This window comes from Lentilactobacillus fungorum (genome assembly GCF_016860605.1).
In the GTDB taxonomy this organism is placed as follows: domain Bacteria; phylum Bacillota; class Bacilli; order Lactobacillales; family Lactobacillaceae; genus Lentilactobacillus; species Lentilactobacillus fungorum.
The window spans coordinates 67,568-89,797 of sequence record NZ_BNJR01000012.1 but is presented as its reverse complement, the minus strand read 5'-3'; the positions used below and the strand labels follow the sequence as shown (position 1 = coordinate 89,797).

Annotated in this window: 17 protein-coding genes; 4 read left to right on the top strand and 13 right to left on the bottom strand. The window is 44.1% G+C overall.

What is annotated here, in order from left to right; translation table 11 throughout:
• Positions 1 to 86: 86 nt before the first annotated feature.
• The 5 genes from YK48G_RS06115 to YK48G_RS06095 form a co-directional block, all read right to left on the bottom strand.
• The gene (locus tag YK48G_RS06115; protein ID WP_203629835.1) at positions 87 to 2,645 is read right to left on the bottom strand and encodes a YfhO family protein; all 2,559 of its coding nucleotides are present in this window, start codon (positions 2,643 to 2,645) and stop codon (positions 87 to 89) included.
• Positions 2,635 to 3,303, bottom strand: a complete 669-nt coding sequence (locus YK48G_RS06110; RefSeq protein ID WP_203629834.1) for a phosphatase PAP2 family protein — start codon at positions 3,301 to 3,303, stop codon at positions 2,635 to 2,637. Before YK48G_RS06110 ends, YK48G_RS06115 begins: the two co-directional genes overlap by 11 nt.
• 116 nt (positions 3,304 to 3,419) lie before the next feature.
• Positions 3,420 to 4,823: a sensor histidine kinase gene (locus YK48G_RS06105; protein ID WP_203629833.1), complete on the bottom strand. Its 1,404-nt coding sequence runs from the start codon at positions 4,821 to 4,823 to the stop codon at positions 3,420 to 3,422.
• Positions 4,824 to 4,833: 10 nt separating this feature from the next.
• The gene (locus tag YK48G_RS06100) at positions 4,834 to 5,529 is read right to left on the bottom strand and encodes a response regulator transcription factor (protein WP_203629832.1); all 696 of its coding nucleotides are present in this window, start codon (positions 5,527 to 5,529) and stop codon (positions 4,834 to 4,836) included.
• A 665-nt stretch (positions 5,530 to 6,194) separates the two neighbouring features.
• Positions 6,195 to 7,058, bottom strand: a complete 864-nt coding sequence (locus YK48G_RS06095; RefSeq protein WP_203629831.1) for a fructosamine kinase family protein — start codon at positions 7,056 to 7,058, stop codon at positions 6,195 to 6,197.
• 153 nt (positions 7,059 to 7,211) lie between these two features.
• On the opposite strand from YK48G_RS06095, the gene YK48G_RS06090 reads away from it, so the two are divergent.
• The gene (locus YK48G_RS06090) at positions 7,212 to 8,405 is read left to right on the top strand and encodes an oxidoreductase (protein ID WP_203629830.1); all 1,194 of its coding nucleotides are present in this window, start codon (positions 7,212 to 7,214) and stop codon (positions 8,403 to 8,405) included.
• A 77-nt stretch (positions 8,406 to 8,482) separates the two neighbouring features.
• On the opposite strand, the gene YK48G_RS06085 is transcribed toward YK48G_RS06090, so the two are convergent.
• From YK48G_RS06085 to YK48G_RS06075, 3 genes are all read right to left on the bottom strand, one after another.
• Entirely contained in the window at positions 8,483 to 9,166 is a 684-nt protein-coding gene (locus tag YK48G_RS06085) for a GTP pyrophosphokinase (protein WP_203629829.1), read from the bottom strand.
• Positions 9,167 to 9,387: 221 nt separating this feature from the next.
• Positions 9,388 to 10,305: an NADP-dependent oxidoreductase gene (locus tag YK48G_RS06080; RefSeq protein WP_203629828.1), complete on the bottom strand. Its 918-nt coding sequence runs from the start codon at positions 10,303 to 10,305 to the stop codon at positions 9,388 to 9,390.
• 354 nt (positions 10,306 to 10,659) lie between these two features.
• On the bottom strand, positions 10,660 to 11,676 hold the full coding sequence (locus YK48G_RS06075) for a LacI family DNA-binding transcriptional regulator (RefSeq protein ID WP_203629827.1): 1,017 nt from the start codon (positions 11,674 to 11,676) through the stop codon (positions 10,660 to 10,662).
• Between the two features lie 232 nt (positions 11,677 to 11,908).
• Between YK48G_RS06075 and YK48G_RS06070 the strand changes: the two genes are divergently transcribed.
• From YK48G_RS06070 to YK48G_RS06060, 3 genes are all read left to right on the top strand, one after another.
• The gene (locus YK48G_RS06070; RefSeq protein ID WP_203629826.1) at positions 11,909 to 13,561 is read left to right on the top strand and encodes a glycoside hydrolase family 43 protein; all 1,653 of its coding nucleotides are present in this window, start codon (positions 11,909 to 11,911) and stop codon (positions 13,559 to 13,561) included.
• A gap of 42 nt (positions 13,562 to 13,603) precedes the next feature.
• Positions 13,604 to 14,866: an MFS transporter gene (locus YK48G_RS06065; protein WP_203629825.1), complete on the top strand. Its 1,263-nt coding sequence runs from the start codon at positions 13,604 to 13,606 to the stop codon at positions 14,864 to 14,866.
• Positions 14,867 to 15,109: 243 nt separating this feature from the next.
• Complete coding sequence (locus tag YK48G_RS06060) at positions 15,110 to 16,501, top strand: flavocytochrome c (RefSeq protein WP_203629824.1); 1,392 nt, start codon at positions 15,110 to 15,112, stop codon at positions 16,499 to 16,501.
• 724 nt (positions 16,502 to 17,225) lie between these two features.
• Here the strand turns inward: YK48G_RS06060 and YK48G_RS06055 are convergent.
• The 5 genes from YK48G_RS06055 to YK48G_RS06035 all read right to left on the bottom strand — a co-directional run bounded on the left by YK48G_RS06055 (position 17,226) and on the right by YK48G_RS06035 (position 22,214).
• Positions 17,226 to 17,420: a hypothetical protein gene (locus tag YK48G_RS06055; RefSeq protein WP_203629823.1), complete on the bottom strand. Its 195-nt coding sequence runs from the start codon at positions 17,418 to 17,420 to the stop codon at positions 17,226 to 17,228.
• A 505-nt stretch (positions 17,421 to 17,925) separates the two neighbouring features.
• Complete coding sequence (locus YK48G_RS06050) at positions 17,926 to 18,843, bottom strand: aldo/keto reductase (protein WP_203629822.1); 918 nt, start codon at positions 18,841 to 18,843, stop codon at positions 17,926 to 17,928.
• 462 nt (positions 18,844 to 19,305) lie between these two features.
• On the bottom strand, positions 19,306 to 19,785 hold the full coding sequence (locus tag YK48G_RS06045) for a Dps family protein (protein WP_203629821.1): 480 nt from the start codon (positions 19,783 to 19,785) through the stop codon (positions 19,306 to 19,308).
• 116 nt (positions 19,786 to 19,901) lie between these two features.
• Positions 19,902 to 21,245 (bottom strand): MFS transporter, encoded by a 1,344-nt coding sequence (locus YK48G_RS06040; protein ID WP_203629820.1) that lies wholly within the window; start codon positions 21,243 to 21,245, stop codon positions 19,902 to 19,904.
• 285 nt (positions 21,246 to 21,530) lie between these two features.
• Complete coding sequence (locus YK48G_RS06035; RefSeq protein ID WP_203629819.1) at positions 21,531 to 22,214, bottom strand: YjjG family noncanonical pyrimidine nucleotidase; 684 nt, start codon at positions 22,212 to 22,214, stop codon at positions 21,531 to 21,533.
• Between the last annotated feature and the right edge of the window lie 16 nt (positions 22,215 to 22,230).

Below are 22,230 nucleotides of genomic sequence, written 5' to 3'. Positions count from 1 at the left end.
ACTATCCAAATGAGTTTGCGATAGTGGTTGATTTTAGTTTGCGTTTAGTTTTCAGTTTGGTGCAGCCTCATTAAAGTGGAGTGGCGTTAATGCTTAGCTGCTTTGGTTGCCAACAATAATCGCCGGCAAATCATGGTGCCTAAATAAGCTAACAAGCCGATGAATGACAGAATGGCGCCAAGCAATAGACCTGGCGTGTGGTAGGTCAGTGTAATATGATTAGTCGCGGCATTTAAGGGGAGGGCGATAAAATTGCCTAAGACGCGCTTTACCGCCACAGTTTGACCATTTACAGTGGCTTTCCAACCATTATCGTAAGGAATAGCGGTATAAAGCCAGCTGTGATTACCTGAGCGGGTGACGGTTCCAGTAACCTGATTATTTTGGTAAGTTGGTTGAAACGAATGAGCTCGCAAACTGGCGGTTAAGTTGGTCAGCTGCGCAACGTTTAGACTCTTTAAATGGATCATGCTGGTTGCGTGAGCGCTTCGACTCTTAAATTTGAGGATAACCGGCGCTCCTTTCTTGACTGAACCGAGCTTGACCAAATAGGCGTGATGGAATGGATTAGAGATGGTTTTAAGCCGGTAGCCATTCACCTGAATAGCCGCGTAATCAAATGTATTGTCAGAGGTATCTAGATATAGCGGTCCGCTTGCTTTGGGTGTTATTTTAACCGTATAAGTCTTTTGGGACTGTGACGAAGCGGTCCGACTGACTAGATTGGCAGTTTCACTTATTAAATAAGGCTGTTTAGCTGGTTGAATGCGTTGAAGTGTGTTTTCTAAGTTTAAGAACAGATAACCTCTTGCTAATTTTAAATTGGTGAATTGAGTGGTTACTGGAAAGCCCATCCCGACATAAGCCGGATTGGGGGTCGTAGTTTGGCCGCTGATGGTTGTCTTGACGCCCAGTAGCAGGTTAGAAATGGCTGTTGATCCAGCCGTGCTGATTCGGCGTTGATTCTTACTATACAACCCAAGCATCTTGAGGGTTTGCCGGGTGGCTTCGTTTAATGTGGAGCTGTATTCCTGAATGCCATTATAATTGAAAAGCAGGGGGTCATTGTAGCCTAGGTAAGGTTCCTGAAAGGCTGGGGCTAACTGGCTGCTGGATTGATTAATCCGATAAAGAGTTGTTGATGACGAAATTTGGTTCAGGTTAGCCGTTTGTTTGCGAACAAGTGCTTCGTAAACTGATTGGTTACCGAGTGGTTCACTTTTTAGAGCAGCTTCAAAGTTGGTTCCCATTTCAGCAACAATAATGCCGGCAATGAGGGGCCATACCCAATTTTGATTTTTGACAGTGATCAGTATCGCGAAAATGCAGACAAGAAAGCTGTTTAAAAGTAACACCTTTGCTGAATCGGGTTGTAGCGATAAGTAATCAGTGAGTGAAGCGACGGGGGACAACCGAATGTAAATGAAGCTGGCTGCTAACAACGCAATTGTCAGCGTTGGAATTAACAGCTTAGCTCGGCGACCGATGAGCTGAGGCTTTGCCGACCAAGCCTCGTATGCAGTGGTGATCATGATGAAGCTGAACAAAAATGAATAACGGAATGGTGACCCGGCTGGCTGGCTGAATAAATGCCAAGCTAGATTAATTGGTTCAATCAACATACTCAACAAGAGAACAGCTAGTGAGGTGGCGACACCGAATTTGTGGCGCCGTGAGATTTTTGGATGGGCAAAGTAGGTTGCAACCAGCAGAAAAATTGCCAGCGATGAAAAAATAGCAGGTGCCCGCAGTAACCGATTATCGTAAACAGTGGCGCCTAAGCCAATTTGTGAAAAGCCTTCAGGGCCAAATTGGAAGAATAACCGACTGATTGGTGAAATATTCTCGGGGCCAACTTTGGCCGTTTGTAGCATGCCATAGGCAGTTGGCAACAGGACGACCATGCTGGTTAAGCCACTGCAAAGTTCTGTAACGATGAATCGCCTGATGAACGGGCCATTTGCGGCAATTAACTTGGTATTTGAAGGCTGAGTTTGAATGATTGTTTGAATCATATAAATAATGGTAAATAAGCCGATCATGTAACCCATGTAATAGTTGACTAAAATACACAATGTTAACCAAATAAATAGTTGGTTACTGGAATTGCCTGCTTTGAACCGGTCAATGCCATGGCAAATAAGTGGTAAGTAAATCAGCGCGTCTAACCACATGATGTTCACAAAGTTGGCGGCCACAAACCCACACAGGCTAAACGTGATGGCAAAAATTAAAATCGACCAGTCGGATCGCCCAAAGTGTCGAGACAAGAAGAAGGCCATTGAAGCGGCAATGGCTGCCACCTTTAGGATTAAAATGTAAGTGATCGCGGTGGGAGTTTGACTAGCTGAAAACAGTAAAATAATTAGGTTGAATGGACTTAGTAGATAATAAGCCACTAGCGGAAAGCTATTGGCACCAACTCCGATTGAAAATGAAAAGGCTGGGAACTGGCCAGCAGCAACGGCATGGTGAAAATAGGTAAAAAATGGCGCGTACTGGGCCCCCATATCCCCCACCAGCAAATTTTGGTGACCAAATGGGGTGACCTGATTAATCAGCAAGATGATACTTAACACGATTGCAGCTAAGCTAGCTGCTATTGCCATGATCGGAATGATGGGTTGTGACTTATTAAGATTCATGATCAATGCCTCGTTTGTTAATGATTAAGCGTTCTAAGTTAGTTTGGGAGCGGCGAAAAGCGACCAAAATAGTGTCACACCAAAGTAGTGAGAATAGGCCGCCGCCAATGACGTCTGAAGGATAGTGAACCTGCAGGTAAACTCGCGAGATAGCGACCAACGCCAACCAGAAAATCAATACCATTGCCGTAAACAATTGGACGCGAACGGATCGGATGAGTTTGATGCCAAATAGAAACATGACAAAGACAAAAATGGTCGCACTAACGACATGGCCACTGGGAAAACTGTAACCGCTAGCATTTACTAGCATGGTCGTTGGTCTTGGGCGTTGCACAAGTAATTTAATCAAAAAACCAACTAAGTTTCCTGTAACAGTCATCGTCAAAGCCGCTAGGGATTCAAAGAACTGCTTGGAATGCCAAAGAACCAAGGATAATCCAAGTGACAACAAAATGATGACTGCTGGTGCGGAGATCGTGGCAACCGTTTTAAAAATTTCAGTTCGCTGAACAGTGATAAAATGGCCGAGATAATTCAAGCTTTGGCGGTCCAAAGCAAATAACTGAATGTTTTCAAGTGACGCCATGACGGCGAGGATCACAAACCCCACCCAGCTTGCAATGAGGATTGGATGTTTAAGCGATGATGAGTCCATTTGAATCCCTTCTAACTATCAAGATATTCTTCTATACGTAGAGAATACGATGAATCGTTCATTGCTAATACAGGGATTAAAGAAGAGCTAAATGAGAATTTCTCAGAAACGCATTGTCAATGGAATTTCGAAGGGTCAAAGATCAAATTAAAGCTCGCCCCATGTGGTGTGACATCGGTAACCGTTAGTTGAAGCCCGTTTAGGTTGGCAAGTTGAAGGGCAATCGCCAATCCAAGACCATTGCCGACAATTTCGCTGTTGTGAGCATGATCACCACGATAGAAACGGTCAAAGATATGGCGTTTTTCTGCCGCGGAAATTCCGGCCCCCTGGTCTTCAATGGATAAGACGGTATCGCTGGCCGTTTGCCTAATGCGCACGGTAATTATTGAGTCGGGTGGTGAATACTTGCCCGCGTTGTCTAGTAAGATTGATAAAATTTGAGAAATGCTAGTTTGGTTGGCAAAGACCGTTGCTGACTTCGCACCAAGCACTTGAATGGTTTGGCTGAGAACGACGCGTTGTTCTTCGACTGTTTCATTGACAATTCCTGCCAAATCAAAGGGACTTTTTTCGACGATTCCCTTATCTGCCCTTGAGAGGGCCAGCAAACTGTTCACCAACGACTGCATTTTGGCTGACTCGTCGTCGATAAAATGTAATGAGCGGTCAACAATTTCCGGGTGGGTTTTGCCCCGTCGTTTGACTAAGGAAATGTGGCCCCGAATGGCAGCAATCGGTGTTCGCAGTTCATGGGAAGCATTGGAAATAAACGCTTTTTCTTTTTTGTTATTCTCAATAATGGCACTAAGAAGTTCGTTAAAACTAATGGAAAGTTCGCGAACTTCACTAGGTGAATCGGGAACCGGTAACAAACTTTCAATATTAACAACCGATTGACTATGCTTTCGCGCAGTGGTTTCAAGGACTTCAAGGGATCTGGTCAGCCGTTTGGCAACGAGTGAAATCACAAACCAACCGATTAGTAGGCTTACTAATAACGTGAGTAAGACGACAAGAACGACCGAAATTAGCGTATCGACGACGGGATTTAAGCTGAGCCAAATTTCGGAGCGAATATTTTTATGTTGGCCACGGCGTTCACCGCTACGGTAATAGAAAAGGCCATAATGCTTGGTGTAGACTAACGCTGGAAAGAACGGCAAGGCCAGTTTTTTAAAAATCTTGGTTTGCTGAAGAGCTAGAAATTGTTTGGCGCCTCTTGAATAAAAGGTTTGCTTTTGACTGGCTGATCCGGCTTCATCGGTAACTTTAACGTAGGTGTTTTGCGTGTTAATGCTGCTATTTTTTCGCCACTGAGTCCAATCAGGCTTGTCATCAATAAACGATCGGTTGAGACTTTTTAGTAATTCGGCTGATTCGGTTTGGCGTTGATGAACTAAGTTGACCCCGACGACAGTAACCACGGCCGCCCCGGTTAATAACGCAAAGAAAGTAAATACGATGATGAAGTTATGCCGGATGGCCTCAGCGGTTGTCCGATTTTTTTTAAGTCGCACGCGGATCACCTTACTCCTGGTAATTTCCGGCTAAAACGTAGCCAATTCCTCGAACCGTGTGAATCAATTGCTTTGGATAATTTCGGTCGACTTTATTTCGTAAGTAGCGAATATAGACATCTACCACATTGGGTTGGCCTTCAAAGTCAACTCCCCAGACGGCATCTAAGAGTTCATCGCGGGTGAGAGTTTCGCCACTGTGACGAATCAACGTCAAAAGCAATTCATACTCTCGCTGGGTCAATTGAATGAGGTGGTTATTTCTAGTAACTTGACGGGATTTTGTGTTTAAGGTTAAATCTTCGACTGTATAGAGACTAGTCGTTTGGGGATGCTGATTTTCATGGCGCAGCATGACCCTAATTCTAGCAAGGAGTTCCTCAATCTCAAACGGCTTAGTGATGTAATCATCGGCACCACTATCAAGGCCGGCGACTTTATCGCCAACATAATCCCTGGCGGTCATCATAATGACTGGAATGTCATCACTTTTTCGAATCCGGCGAAGAACTTCGAGGCCGTCGAGCTTGGGCAGCATCCAATCTAGAATAATCAGATCGAGATTCCCGCGATTATTATCATAAACTTGAAGGGCCTCAACCCCGTCTTGTGCCAGTAAAACGTGGTAATCCTCGAATTGCAGTTCAGGAATTAAGTAGGCACTCATGGCGGCCTCATCTTCAACTAACAAAATTGTACTTGTCATGATTAAATCCCCTTATATCCAGTGAGCGGAGCAAAGCGATTAGAAAGCGGAGCCTAAGCCGACTTGGCCGGAAATCCCGGGTTTGGATTTTTGGCCAAGTCGGCTTAGGTGCAGCTTTCTGCTTTGCGTAGCTGTCCTAAGAGCAGTGAGAGGAGCAAAACGGTTAGAAAGCGGAGCGTAAGTCTCCTCTAACAGAAATTCCCGGTTCTGGAATTTTTGTTAGAGGTGCTTACGTGTAGCTTTCTGCTTTGCGCAGCTGTCCTAGTAGCTGTCCTAAGAGCAGTGAGCGGAGCAAAGCGATTAGAAACTGGAACATAAGTTTCCTCGGGCGGAAATCCCCGGGCTTGGAAATTTTCTCGAGGGTGCTTACGCGCAGATTGTTGCTTTGCGTAGCTGTCCTAACCACTGAGCAAAACAAAACGGTTAACTGGCATAGCCGTAACTTTCTAACTAGAATAGCTATCTAATAGCAAACAGCACCTAATCGAACAATGATAATCAGCGCTCCGCGTCCCCTTAAAAATAGCTGATTACTCATCATAAAAATAGCAGCTGTAAATAATAAGATTCTGAGAATTTATCAGAAAAGTTCATTGCGACCGGACTAGTCGTCCATTCGGCCTAAAAAAACCGGAAGTCAGTCAAGCTTGACTTCCAGCTACCAGTTAAGCTCTCGCATTTTCCAAAATTTGGTTCATTGCGGAGTCAACCCCGCTCTTATACATTGAACCAAATTTATTTACGTGAACCATTAAATAGTACATCCGATAAAAGTTGATTCGCTGATTGGCCCCTGGATCTAATGAGTAAGCAGCATTGTAAGCCGCGTAAAAGTCAGCATCAAATCCGCCAAAAACAGTTGTTACCCCCAAATCAAATTCTCGGTCGCCATAAAATGCCGCTGGATCAATTAAGGCTGGTTGGCCGTCAGCCAAAAATAGATAGTTTCCGCCCCAAAGGTCACCATGAAGTAAGGAAGGGTCGCTTTGATGTTTGGATAATTCGGTTAAAATGACCTCGCGGACACGTTGATATTTGTCATCATCACGACTTGTCCAAAGATGCTTGGCCAAGATCATTGAGCGCAATTTATCCAAGCGTCGGTTGACAAATAACTCACGCCAAGAGTCGGTCCAACGATTGTCGAAGCTTTCATCGTTGCTGACATAGTCAAGGTCGTAGCCGAACTGGCCATTGGCGCTATGAACATGATGGAGCTTGGCGACTAGCTGTCCTAAATCGGTTTGACTGCCTTGGCCTGTCTCAAGATAATTGAGCAGTAAATAAGCGTCACCGTTAATTTGACCATTGCCTAAAACGCGTGGGGCTAAAATGTCGTGTTTTTCAAAATCCTTTAGACCGGCAATTTCGCCCGCGTAAAATGTGGCCGGTTGATGAGGTTGGGTGAGTAAGAAGTAAGTATCATCACCGGCTTCTAGGCGATAAGCATTATTCACGTCGCCACCACCAACCCGGACCAGTTTGGTCACATTTGAAATCGGTAATTGTGAAATCCATTGTTTGTCCATTGAATTGATCACCTCTGGCTACATTGTAATTGATTGGCCCCAATTTCGTAAACAAAATAGCAATTGAATTTGAATTGCTTAGATAACGATTTCGGGGTACGATTAATTCAACTATACTGACGGATCAAATCTAACTGAGAGGAGCGAATTATCATGAGCTATTTACAAATTGCCAAACCACTTCAATTGGCATGTGGCGTTAATCTCAAGAATCGATTTTTTAAGTCAGCGATGAGCGAAACGATGGCCTCAGAAGATGGCCGGCCAAATAACCTCATTGCCAATCTCTATCATCAATGGGCGCTTGGTGGCGCGGGCGTTGTTGTCAGCGGCAACGTCATGGTTGATCACGAGGCACTGGCGGAACCGGGAAATGTCGTGATCGACAGTAAGCGGGATCTGGCAACCCTAAGGCGCTGGGCCGAAGCCGGAACCGTCAATGGCACCCAACTTTGGCTGCAGATCAATCATCCAGGCAGACAATCACCCAAAATTTTTCAGCAACAGCCAGTGGCTCCCAGTGCAATTCCGATTACGGGAGCTAGCAGTCGGTACTTTAACCAGCCGAGGGAATTGCGAACTGACGAAGTTCAACAGTTAGTGGCTAAATATGTCCGAACCGCTGAAATTGCACAACTGTCAGGTTTCTCCGGTGTTCAGTTACATGGGGCATTTGGATATTTAATCACACAGTTCTTGTCCCAAGAAACCAATCGGCGAACCGATCAATATGGCGGTTCGCTTGCAAACCGAATGCGCTTTTTAACCGAAATCTACCACGGCATTCGTGAAAGCTGTGGTGCACGGTTTGCGATCAGCTTGAAGCTTAGCCTGACAGACATTAATCTCAATGGGTTTACTGAAACCGATCTAACGGCAGTGATTAAAACAATGGCGGGATTGGGAATTGATTTGATTGAATTGGCTGGTGATGATTATGAAAATTCTGAATTAGGCTTTTCTGGTTACGCGCATATGATTCATCAACTGGTTGATGTTCCGATTGTGATTAGTGGCGGTTTCCGAAATATTTCGACAATGGAAGAAGCACTGGGGAGAAAAGATGCCGACATGATTGGCATTTGTACAGCAATGGCCACAATGCCGGATTTGCCTAACCGAATTTTGGCGGATCAATATCATCCGGCTCCACTTAAGCTCACAATGGGAAACAAACGCTTGGACGACAAGTATAATGCCCTGTTGGTGACGAGTTATTGTGAACAGCAGGCGCGCCGAATTGCGGCTGGCAAACCGGTTCAGCATTACGCTAATGGCTGGCGCGCACTGGCGGCTTGCGTCAAAATGCATGGGACAGCGGGGTTAGTCCCCCGACGACCCGTTTAATTAACATCTATGTAAAAATACGGCCCACAGGTGAAAATTCGAATCAGAATTTTCACCTGTGGGCCAATTTCGTTCAATCAACTCAGGTCTTTAAAGATTTCTTGCATCCGGCTTTCAATATCGTAGAGTTCTGCGGCATATTTTTGGAGGCTGGCGGTGTGCTTGGTGACTTTGTCAGGGGGAACGTCGGTTTTATAGCGGAGTTTGTGTTCCAAGCTGGCCCACATATCCATGCCAATTGTTCGAATTTGGACTTCTACTGGGACGTCGAATACGCCATTTGATTGAAAAACGGGAACGGAAACCACAATGTGCAAACTTCGATAACCACTTGGCTTCGGCGATTTTATGTAATCTTTTCGCTTTAGTAAGGTCACGTCCGATTGGCAAACTAAAGCATCTTCTACCCGATAAATATCTTCAATATAATTAGTAACTACCCGAATACCCGCAATGTCGTGAATGTTTTCCTTGATGCTGTCAATCGTAATGGGGTAGCCCTTGCGCCTTAATTTATTGAGCAGGCTGTTGACACTTTTCATTCGTTCTTCCATATGATGAATCGGATTATGGTCATAGTTGATTGAATATTCATCGTCAAGGTTTTCCAATTTGGTGCCGATCTCATTGGCACCGGCATGCCTAAGCTGATAAATGGTTGTCAGCTCCTTGAAATTTTTAAGTTGATTCTTTAGCCCCGACCGGTTGAGCTCTCTGGTAATTTGTTTGACGTTGGGGAAATTGTTGCGTTCGAGTATCATTGATTGACCGCTCCTTTGAGGTATTTAATATTAGTTTACTGCTTTTTGGCAGTGCTGTGCGGATTACTCGGGCATCCTAAGAAGACTTTAAAACACGAAAAAAGCCATCAACTATTGGCTGATAGCTCCTAACGTTTTGAAAATCTTCATGAATCAGAAAAGATTTTGTTTAATTGGTTGGGCTTAATCAATGGTAACAAATAATAGCTACCCAATCGACCTTACGCTATCGTGACAATAATACGGCCATCGTGTTTCTTGCTTAATAGCTGGTGGCCTTGAATCACGCCATCAAGGGTAAACGGCAACTGATAACCAATTCGAATTGACAGCTTCTTTTCAGCCATTAGGTTCAGCAAAGCAGACAATGCTTTTACGTCAGTAATCGCTTTGGTGGGGCGAATCGGCTTAAACTGAAATGGTTTATTAGATAGTGGTTCATCACCGCCGACGGTTGTAATAATGCCGTTGTCTTTGACGATTTGGGCATCACCATCACTGTCTGCACCGTTCAAGGCAGAGTTAATGACAACGTCCGCCCGGTTGGCAAGAATTAAAGCGGGATCTTGCTGATTATAGGCAACGTATTCTTGAACCCCCAGCGATTTAACGTAGGCTTCGTTTTTACTGGTTCCAATGCCAATGACGGTGGCACCTAAATTAAGGGCCAGTTGGGCAGCCAAGGAACCAACCCCACCAGAGGCGCCCCTTACGACAACGGTTTGACCCGCTTTGACCTGACCAAAGTAATAAACGGCTTTGTAAGCGGTAATGCCGGGGGTTACAATTCCTGCCGCTTCGACAAATGAGACGGCATCTGGAATGAGGACTGTTTCGCTAGCATCCGCGTAGGCGTATTCTGCATAAGAACCATGACCATGAGCAACGACGCGATCACCAATTTTAAAGCCACTCACGTTTGTGCCTACTTTGGCAACCGTACCGGCGACATCGCGGCCGGGAATGACTTGGTGGGTCGTTTTGCGGTACTCACCTGCCCGCATTGACTTTTCAAAATTATTGAGGTTAAAGGCTTTTGTTTTGATTAAAATCTGATCATCAGAAATCTCGGGGGTTGGGAGGTCGTATTCCTCAAAGACATCCGGTGAACCATTGTGATCGTATCCAAAGGCTTTCATAACAAACACTCCTATCTGTGGCAAAGCAGTTAATAATCATCAAACAGACTAATCCACAGCTGTTGAAGAAGGGGCCATTACATCAGCTTCTAATTCTGAAGTAGGCGTTACCCGTGGCTGATTGCTTTGCGTAGTTGTTAAACCAATTATTAAAGTTAACAAAAGTGTAAGAGTTATTTGGGACGTTGGCAACCAAAGTGCTTTTTAGCTTTCAGTTGATGGTCAAAACCGGTTAACTTACTGTCAAAATAACCGCTTACTTGGCTAGATACTAAAAGAATGAATCAAACATGGTATGAGTCGTAATGCTTTCTTAGCAAAATGACTGATATCAGGTTCGATAGCCTTCATAGGTTATCGAATCACCTTGGGAAAACTGTCTCGATAAACGAGCTTTCCTGGAACTGTAATAATATTAGTACCGCAGATTGAATGGTTAAGCTGGTCTCTCAACAATCTAACAGCAGCGTTGGCAATTTCGTTTGTTGGAATGTTAACGGATGTGATCGTTGGTTTTCTAATCCTCGTAATTGATAGATCATCAAAGCCAATTACGGTAACGTCTTGAGGGATTCTGATGCCACTCGCTGCTAGCTGATCGACTAAACCGCGCGCAATCATGTCGTTTAAGGCAATGATTGCATTTGGAAAAGTATACGGGCGGTTCATTTTCCGGGCGATCAATTGCTCGGCGGCTTTTCTGCCATCGTCGATCGTAAGGCCAACGTTGATAATATCAGGAGCGAACGCGTGCTTTTTGATCCAATCATAGTACGTTGCCAGACGAATATCGATTAAATCTCCCCAATTAGTTCCCGCGCCGCTAATTCGAGTGATTGGACCACCTACGAAAGTAATTTTTTCTCGAGAGCGTTGCCAGAAATTAGTCAAAACAGCATTCGTTATCGTATCAAAGTTGCTTTTGACCTGATTGGTTTCTGGAACGTTGGTATTATCATCTACTAAGACAAATGAACGGGCAACTTTCTTAACTTTCACAATCGTTGAGGCAGTGAACGGCCCAACCATCATAGCTCCCTTAAATCGAGTTAGGTTTGCAATTTGGTTTTCGTTTGGCAGCCAAATGGTTTTCAGTACTTTTAAATTATTGCATTTACAATAGTGCAGAATTGCCGAGTGTAAATTAGAAAAATAAAGATCCTGTGCTTGACGCTGTTGGCTGATTGCCATTAAGACGATGATTTCATTTCTGATACCAGACTTTGGCACGTAATTTGTCTCTTTGATGATTTGTTGGATCTTACTGCGGGTTTTAGCTGAGACCCTTAGTGCGGGATCGCGGTTGATGATTCGAGAAACAACCGCCGGCGAAACTCCCGCTTGCTTAGCAATTTCGCGAATAGTTGTCATGTTAATCGCTCCTAGTGTGTTTACCAAAGTTTACCAACAAAACCATTGGCTCCCATTATAACAGCTGAAATGAACAGAAGCCCCTTATTGATAGCGTTTACAATGGATAAGTACATACTAAGCATAATGAGAAATTTACCTTTCGTCCAGAGGATTATTGTGTTGATTGCTAAAATCGATTAAGTTTTAAAGGTGATAGCGCTATCAAAATTGATGACGAAAGGGGAACACTATGACAAAATTTTCAACGATTCATAATCCAATTTTACCTGGATTTACGCCTGACCCAGCCGTTTTAGGCCATGGAGAGGATTATTATCTGGCCACGTCAACCTTTAATTGGTACCCAGGCATTCAGATTTTTCACTCAAGAGACTTAGCCCATTGGGATCTTCAGTCATATGTTTTTAATGATCCAAACTTTTTACATCTTGCTGGGACTGATACGCCGGCAGGAATTTGGGCGCCTGATCTTTCATACGACAAACGAACGGGTAAGTTTTGGATTTTAATGTGTCAGATGCATAATATGACCGGTAATTTATTTGACCAGGATAATTATGCTGTCTGGTCTGATTCCATTAACGGCCCATGGTCCAAGCCAATTTATTTGAATTCAATTGGGTTTGACTGTTCACTATTCCATGATGATGACGGCAAGCATTGGGTGACTACTTTAGAATGGGATACCCGCAAAGGCTATCAGCACCCAGGGGCAATTGTCTTAGAACAATTTGATCCAGAACTTGGGAAAATCGTTGGGCCAACCAAGCGAATTACTCGTGGGGGGACGGATCGGGGTTGTCTTGAGGCACCACATTTGTATAAACACAATGGCTATTACTATTTAATGACTGCAGAAGGCGGCACCGGTTACGGACATGGCGTTGTCATCCAGCGCGCTAAAAAAATTGAAGGGCCGTATGAATCTGACCCGCAAAATCCGATTATTACGTCAACACCGTATCGTTATTTTAGAAGAAATGATCCTGATTCACTCCGACTTGATTTATATAATCCTAAGGCGCCTTTGCAGAAATGCGGTCATGGTTCGCTGGTTCATACTGCAACTGATGAGTGGTACGTCGTGCATCTTTCAGCACGACCATTACCAGGAACAACGAATTGTACCTTGGGAAGAGAAACTTCAATTCAAAAGGTTTACTGGACCAAAGATGGCTGGCTGCGGATGAAAGCAGGTGGCACACTGGCTCAAAAAACAACTGAGGGGATGAAAGGGATTTCTGTCTCGGATGCGCCTCAAGCCGTTGGCGTTGATGCGGATTTCAGCCACGGCCAAATTGACCAACACTTGATGAGTCCTTATGGTCCACGAACCAAAGAATGGTGTTCAATTAATAAAAATTCTGGTAAATTGCGAATTTGGGGACGCCAATCATTTTTCTCCCAGTTTGAAGTATCACTGTTAGCATCACGGATTGATTCGTTTAAGTCAACGGTTGCAACGGAACTAGAATTCAAGCCAATTCATTACTCACAATCAGCAGGGCTGACTCTTTATTACGATAATCGAAACTGGCTGTTTGCCAGAATTTACTACTCTGAAACATTGGGTGGGACGGCATTAGCAATTATGAAGGGTGAAAAAGGAAACAAAGACGAGTATCTTTTGGACCGGGTTAGCCTACCCGAAGGAAAAGCCCAAATTTGTGCGCAAATCAATTATGGGACTGTCCAATTTGAATGGCGAAAGCAGTCAAGCGATGATTGGCAAAAGCTCGGACCCAAGATTGATATTTCCTTTATGTCGGATGAACAAACCGGCGGATTTACTGGCTTAATGGGTGGCATCGGCGCTTTTGATGCCTATCGTCGCGAATCGTTCGCGGATTTTAATTACTTTAAAATAACGCCTGCCAAATAAGAAGTCAAAATAGCGGAAGTAGATTGAAAGGAATGAATGATAATGGCACAAGAAAATCAGGCACAAATTGGGATTACAGACGAACAGCAACCTAAACGGCCGATTCGGTTAGGATTTGCATTGGTGATTGGACCGGCTTGTTGGTTGGGACCATACGTCGGAGTTTCGGCGACGCTATTGCCCGCCAAGATCGGGCAATTGGCACCGGCTGATAAAGTCGGTTTAGTTGCCGTGGCGTCAGCAATTGCGATGACGGTCGCAACAATTGCTAATATTATTGCGGGGGCATTTTCAGATGTTACGCGAACAAAGTACGGTAAACGAACCCCTTGGATTGTGATTAATTCAATTCTGTCGGCCATTTGTATGGTTGGGTTGTCAATGGCTAAAAGCATAACCACTTTGCTAATCATTTGGGGTGTTTATCAGGCGGTGCTAAACGCGGTTGTTGCCCCGATGATTGCTCAAATTTCTGACCGGGTGGCTCCTAAGTGGCGGGGCACTATCTCATCATTTTATGGAATGGGGATGGCCTTTGGTAACTATGGTTCTGGGATTATTGCGTCTCAATTTATCGGCCCAAGTTCGATTGCTACCGGGATGCAAGTTTTGGCAACCTTTGCCTTAGTCGGCGGCTTGCTTTCTGCCTATCTTGCTCAAGAACCGGCTAACTTGGATGAACCTAAAGTAAAGTTTGATGCGCAAACAATTAAACAGAATTTTATGTTTCCGACAAAAGGCGCTAGGGACTACTACCTTGCGTTAATTGGCAAGTTAATGATGGTTACCGGCCAATACGTGATTGTTGGCTACCAGCTCTATATTTTTACGGACTATATGAAATTAAGCAAGGCGACAACTTCGGCATCGATTGCGACGATGTCATCCATTTTAATGGTAACTGGTATTATCTTTACGGCGCTCGCCGGCCCAATTTCTGATCATTTGCATCGATTAAAAGCACCGGTTGCCATAACCACTATTCTGCTTGGGATTGGAGCTTTCTTCCCGTTTTTAAGTGCAAAACCATGGACAATGTTTGCTTATGCGGTTATTGCGGGCATTGGGATGGGCGCTTATAATGCGGTGGATCAAGCGCTTAACGTTGCGGTTTTGCCCAATCCCAATACTGCCGCAAAGGATTTAGGTATTATCAATATGGCCAATACATTAGGCCAAGTTTTTGGACCTTTGGTGGCTGCGGCGGTTATTTCTACTATGGGATATCGGGCAATGTTTCCGGTCGAAACCGCAATTTGTGTAATTGGCGGGTTATTGATTATGCTGATTAAAAAAGTTAAGTAATTGTAACCGTTTTATTATGTTGCTGGTGGTAAATCTGCGTGAACAGCGAACCGCCGATGGTGTCCTTTATCCAAAAAGCTAACGCCAAGTTGGTTTTTAAAGCTTCAAGAGAGGATTTTAAGATCAATTTTTTTTAATTACCTACCAAGTTTTGCCAATTTATTTTGTTTCGCCCATGCTATTCGGCGTATAATACGACTAATTAATCAGTTAACAAACTATACAAAGGATTGGAGATTCACCATGACGGACAAATTTGTTTTTGAACCAACGCCGCTCGATCAATTGCGACAGGGATACGATATTGTGATTATCGGCTCTGGTAGTGCCGGCTTAACAGCAGCCTTGCAGGCGGCTCAGCTTGGGAAAAAGCCGGTAGTGTTGGAGAAAATGGCGACCCTTGGGGGTGATACCAAGCGGGCCTCATCGGGGATGAATGCAGCTGAAACGTTTGTTCAAAAAGCGCATGGAATCGACGATAGCGTCCAAAGTTTTTATGAAGAAACGCTAGTCGGTGGCGGCCAAACGAATGACCATCAATTGCTTAAATATTTTACTGAAAACGGCGCGGCTGCGATTCAATGGCTGGCTGATGAAGGTATTGAGCTGGATGATTTAACGACAACCGGCGGCATGAGCGTGCCACGAGCCCATCGGCCAAGTTCAACGGCTCCCGTCGGCGCATTTTTGGTGACCGGATTGCTCAAACAAGTTGCTCAAGCCAAAATTCCGGTATTTTGTAACGTCGCGGTGACTAAGATTGATGAGACAAGCGGTCGGGTGAGCGGCGTCGATATCAAATCAGAAGCTGGGACGGCGACGATTAAAGCTGAAGCGGTCGTGTTAGCCACTGGTGGTTTTGGCGCCAGTCCGGAATTGCTTAAAAAGTATCGTCCCGACTTGGTTAAGTATAAGACAACCAATCAGCCAGGCAATACCGGTGATGGCATTGAGCTTGCTGAAAAGCTGGGTGCGCAACTAGTGGATATGGATCAGGTTCAAGTGCATCCCACCGTTCAGCAAGACACCGACCACGTGTATTTAATTGGCGAAACGGTTAGGGGCGAGGGGGCCATTCTGATTGATCATTCCGGCAAACGTTTCGTTAACGAATTAACGACTCGGGATAAGGTTACCGCGGCCATCAATCAACTGGGTGGGACTGGCGCTTATCTGATTTTTGATCAGGGCATTCGCAATCGAGTGAAGGCCATTGATTTCTACGATCACGTTGGTCTGGTTAAGTCAGGACAAACGCTAGCCGAGCTTGAGGCCAGTACTGGTTTGGTCGGCGGCCATTTGGAAAAGACGGTGGCTAAGTGGAATGCGGCGGTCGCTTCTCAAGCGGACGCCGAGTTTGGACGAACCACTGGGATGAGCCGGCCAATTGACCAAGCGCCTTACTTCTCAATCCATATTGCCCCGGCAGTCCATTACACGATGGGCGGCGTCAAAGCAACGCCTAAAGCCCAAGTCGTTGGGACTGATGGGAACGTTATTGCTGGCCTGTTTGCGGCCGGCGAAGTGGTTGGCGGCCTGCACGGTAATAACCGAATTGGTGGGAACTCTATCGCCGAGACGGTGGTATTTGGCCTTCAAGCTGGTAAACAAGCTGCAAGGTATATTGGCAAGTAGATAACTTTTCAAAGTTAGAAGGGCGTTAAATAAAGTCAAAAAAACGATTGCATCCCTAAAAAGGGGGACGCAATCGTTTTTTATGGTGAATCAATTTTTTGTATATCGTTTGAAATCCTTAATGAAGGGGATAAACAAAAACTGCTTCATAAAGACTATTGCCTAAAAGGACGATAAAACAAATAATCGAACCAATCCGTCGTTTTCGCACATGTCCCTTTCTCATGAGGTCAGCGAATGCCACAACAATTGAAATAATCAGTAACAGAAAAAGGATTGGTATCAGAATCGTCGTCATAAAAAATCTCTTTTTGGGTGGTTGACTCTTACGCGTGACAATGAATTGACGACCTGATCAACTTATCATAAGTTCGGTTACTGACGCAACAACTTTCTATAGTTTAATTTGGCGCTATGTCTACTGGCAAAAAAGCAGTGACGCAATCACGATTTTTAGGTAATTGCATCACTGCTGATTTATTACCGCTGAACCAACCACCATGAATGTTAATGATGATGCCCTTAGCGGTTTGCACATCTCCATCATAATAATAGCAGTCTTTTGATTAACAGCATCGTACTCAATGCTGAAACAACTAAATTTGTTATGTCAAGCTCCCCCTAGATGGATCTTGACAATTAATGTTTCTCAAGGGCAGTATCTACCCAGACCCAGGGTAAACCAACTAAAACGCTTTGTTAGATTACTAAGTACCGATACCGGTTACACTAAATGGACCGACAACCAAAAAATCAGTACATACAAAACGATCACTATTGGGCCTAAAATCCGTAATCGCTTGAAATAAACCTCTTTCTCATCTCGGCCTTTTACAAACCTTTTGCCAAAAAGAACGAGGCTAGCTGCTAGAAGTGCCGGAATGCCAATGATCAAGCCAATATATAGATAAACGTTCATAAATGACTCCTTACACCTCAAATTCAATTTACTGAGCTTTAACTTTAAAAGTTGGAACAAATCTATTCATCGTCGTAACAGTCCCATTTTTACCATTATTTCTTTCTAAACTGTTCGAAAAGGTTTGCCAATACCAACTCTCTGCGGCTGATGTTCCACCAATTGCGAAGCCTGCAGCCATTCCATTAACGAAGCTATGACTTCATCAAAATAACTTTCCTTGAAAGATTTTGTCATTAAATTAACACCCTTATTCTTGACATTCTTCTGGATAATCTAAATTCTTACAGAGTTTCAATTCGTTGACAATCATTCCTAATTTTAGTTGCGGGAATCGGATACATACTCTGTATTTGAGGCTGCTGAAAAGCTGGCTTAAAATGGGCACATTTTAGTTTAATCTTTAAAAATCCCCGGAAAAATTGATCAAATTGATTTTGACCAATCACGCTCCTTTTTGAATTGAACTTGTAAGAGCGAGTTATATTTTGATATACGACCTATTTTAAAATTGGTCGTATAGGCCATTAATTTGGTCAAATTCATAACCAGATAATTCAATCTGCATAGCTTTGGCGTTGCTGTGAACCTGATCGGCTACTCTGGCGCCGGGGATGACAACGCTGATATCCGGATCAGCAATGTACCAAGCCAAAATAATCTGGGCCATTGTGGCGTCGTGGTTATCAGCAATTTTTTTGACCTCGGTTTGCGCCTTCATAATTGCCGAATATTGGTCAGCCGAAAATCGGCTGAAGCGGTTTTGATCGGCTGGTGAATACTTACCGGTTAACAAGCCGGAAGCTAGTGGAAAGTAAGGCACAAAGGAGATGTTATTTTCCTTTAGATAAGGGAACAGCTCTCGTTCAGCCTTTCGATGAACTAAACTGTAGTTGTCTTCAACAATGTCCACTTGACCGTCCGTATTAGCTTCTTTAATTTGCGCCAGTGAAAAGTTGGAAACGCCAATCGCTTTGATTTTACCAGCCTTCTTTTCATCAGCCAACGCGTTGACTGCCCCAGCCTTTGGCGTGTCATCGTCTGGAAAATGAATATAAAAGATATCAATATAGTCAGTTCCCAACCGTTGCAATGCGCTATCGACAGACTGCTTTAAAAATTGGGGACTGTTATTAGGCTTTAAGCCACGATCGGGATCTTGGGCGGCTTTTGACGCGATGACAAAGTTAGAACGATCGTAATCTTTGATAACATCGCCAATAATTTCCTCTGAACGGCCTAGACCGTACATAAAGGCGGTGTCGAGTAACCCAATGCCATCGTCTAGGGCCGCTTTGACGACTTCTACCCCGTCTTCGTCCTTTAGGCCATCAAACAAATTGTGACCGCCGACCTTATTAGTACCTAACCCCAGTGGTGTGCTGGTAACTTGACTATTGCCAATTGTAACTGATGCTGCCATGTTAAATTCCTCCTTTTTAGGACAGCTGCGCCAGGCAGAAACCTACGGATAAGCACCTTGGTCAAAAATTCCAGAACCGGGAATTTCCGCCCAAGGAGACTTATCCTTCGGTTTCTAAGCGCCTGGCTCCGCTCACTGATTGTAGGACAGCTGCGCAAAGCAGGGATCTGCGCGTAAGCACCTTGGCGAAAAATTCCAGGCCTGGAAATTTCCCGCCAAGGAGCCTTACACTCCGATCCCTAACCGCTTTGCTCCGCTCACTATTTTAGGACAGCTGCGCCAGGCAGAAACCTCCACATAAGCACCTCAGCCAAAAATTCCAAGCCCGGGAATTTCTGTCTGAGGAGACTTATGTTCCAGTTTCTAAGCGCCTGGCTCCGCTCACTCAACCACCAGCCATTTATTTTTCCATACCCGACTGATGGAAAGTTGATTTAGAACCAAAATGACTGATTATCTCAATTATTCGTCGTAAGGCCCTTTACCTAAGTAAGCATTGACCATCCAAATATCCTTATCAATTGCTTCTTTAAACCCATTAAGCATATCTTGGGTTGGAAAGTCCTTCTCTTCGTCGGTTATTTCAATGCCCTTTTGATACTGGTCACGCAAATACTTAAATTGATCAGACAATCGTTGCATGAAATCTCTCATCGTTAGTTGATCCCAAGTAACCTTTTCATCTGGTAGGCCGGTATTTTCAATAAACTCGTGAGTGGTAGCAAACGGTGAACCATTGAGCGCAATTAGGCGTTCAGCTACGTTATCAAGTTGTTCACCCAGTTGATCGGAATAATCGTCCATTAATGGGTGTAATCTAAAGAAGTTTTCTCCCCGCATATACCAGTGAGTTTGTTGAACATTAGTCATTAATTGGCTGATATCTGCAACCAGTTGATTGAGTTGAGCGCGGGTCTTTGGGAAATCATAAGTTTCTGACATTACAGCGTACCTCCTATAAATATGGCTGAGTTCATACACAACCTAAGCATATTAAATAGGAAGAGCAATCGCAAGCAAAGTGTTCGCTTAAGAAATAATTCAAGATTCTGAAGTCGTTAGCGATCAGACGGTCCTCGTAGACTAGATTGCTCTGGGTCAGTGACTGGTGCTTGAGTCTGCGCGTTGTCATTGAGTGTCGAGTGTTTGGAAGTTTCTAACATTCGGACGTAAACCAAAAAGCTGATAAAAGCAGCGGCTGAGACGTAAAAGAAGAACCAATCTTCATGGTTAATGTGCTTAAGCCAAAGGGCAACGTATTCAACCGTTCCACCAAACAGGGCCACTGTCAAACTGTAGGGAAAGCCAACCCCTAAAGCCCGAATTTCAGTTGGGAACAGTTCTGCCTTGACGACGGCGTTAATGGAAGTATACCCGCTGACAATGAGTAGCCCTGCCAGCATGAGGAAAAATGATGCCCAAGGATTCGAAAAGTATTGGAGGCCTAAGAAAATTGGCACTGTTAAGACTGTGCCGCCAAGGCCGAACCAATAAAGCAAGGGCTTGCGGCCAATTTTATCGGATAAGTGGCCAAACAGGGGTTGCACGGCCATGAAGATAAGTAACGCCAAAAAGTTAATCCAAGTGACCAGTTTTGGTGTCAGTCCCAGCGAATTAATCATGTACTTTTGCATATAGGTAGTATACGTATAAAATGCGATGGTGCCACCAAGTGTTAAGCCGACAACGGTTAATACCTGGTTGGGATATTTTGCCAATTGCCGGAGCGTGCCACGATGGGCATGAGCATTTTTCACATGCTTAAATTGATTGGTTTCATCCATTGATAATCTCAGGTACAACACGATTAATGCGCCAATCGCACCAATTGCAAATGGAATTCGCCAACCAAAACTACGTAACTGAGAATCGCTAAACGATAATTGAAGAACAATTTGCACGATCAACGCCAATAGTTGACCACTGATTAGTGTGACGTATTGAAAAGAAGCGTAGTATCCTCTGCGCCCACTGGTGGCCATTTCAGACAGATAAGTTGCTGAAATGCCATATTCTCCGCCAAGCGAAAGCCCTTGAATTAGCCGAATGAGTACCAGCAAAATTGGTGAGAAGAGGCCGATCATTTCATAAGTTGGGATGACGGCGATCATCAATGAACCGGCGGCCATGATGCTAACCGAAAGTGTTAACGCAGCTCGGCGACCATGCTGGTCAGCATATTTACCCATGATAAAGCTGCCAAACGGTCGCATTAGGAACCCGATGGCAAAAACAGCGGCGGTGCTCAAAAGTTCGACGGTCTGGTCACCATCTGGAAAGAATGAGTTCGCAAAATAAATGGCAAATGATGCATAAATATACCAATCAAACCATTCGATCATGTTGCCCAATGATCCCTTAATGATATTACTTGTAATTCGACTTTGACTCATGGTTTGCATGCTAAATGACCTCCTTAATTGACTCGTAATCATTTCTAACCAGCAGTTTAATTAGAAAATTTCTTAGTAATTTCATATTATAAGTTAATAATTAACAAATAACAAATTAATTTGTCAGGTATACTAACATGAATATTAATTCGATGGGGCCTAAATGACTAAGCCCGTTGAGGATATGGGTTTAGTCAATAATTTAAATTAAATGAATTAAAGCGGAATATTTATCAAGGGAAATTAAAAACGCTGGGATCTGCCAGCGTTAAAATCAGTTTATTGTGAGATGGGTTAACTTACGATTGCCTCTAAGCTCAATAAGTGGTCAATTTCATAGGTTGGCTTAGTTTGGCTAGCATTTGGTAAGTGGTGAGGGTTAAACCAAACCGAATCAATGCCAAAATGCTTTGCTCCAAGGATATCTGAAGTCAATGAATCGCCAACAACTAATGCTGATTGTTTAGTAAAACCCTGAATTTGATCAGCCACCGCTTCAAAAAAGGCTGAGTCAGGCTTCTTGTGACCGATTCTTTCTGAGATAAAGACATCATCAAAGTAGTTGACCAACCCGGATTCTTTAAGCCGCCGTTGCTGAGTCGCCGCGATGCCATTGGTAATGACATAGAGTTGATGGTTTGGCCGAATATCGTTTAGTAACGTTTGGGCTTGAGGGATTTGGTCGTGGCCTTCGGATAAAAACGTTCGGTACTTTTGCCCGTAAAGCTTGCCATCGATGTTTTGACCATAATGAGCAAAGAAAAGATTAAATCGGCTGTTCAATAATGTTTCTCGGCTAATTTCGCCGCGCTCATATCGGTGCCATAATTGGGCGTTTAGGTCATGGTAATCCCGATAAACCGCTGGCGTTAACGGTTGGTGAATTGTCTTAAAGAGTTTTTCCAAGGCTTGTTTTTCTGATGCTTCGAAGTTTAGTAATGTATCATCGACGTCAAATAATATGGTGGAATAAGTCACGGTGATCACTCCTGTT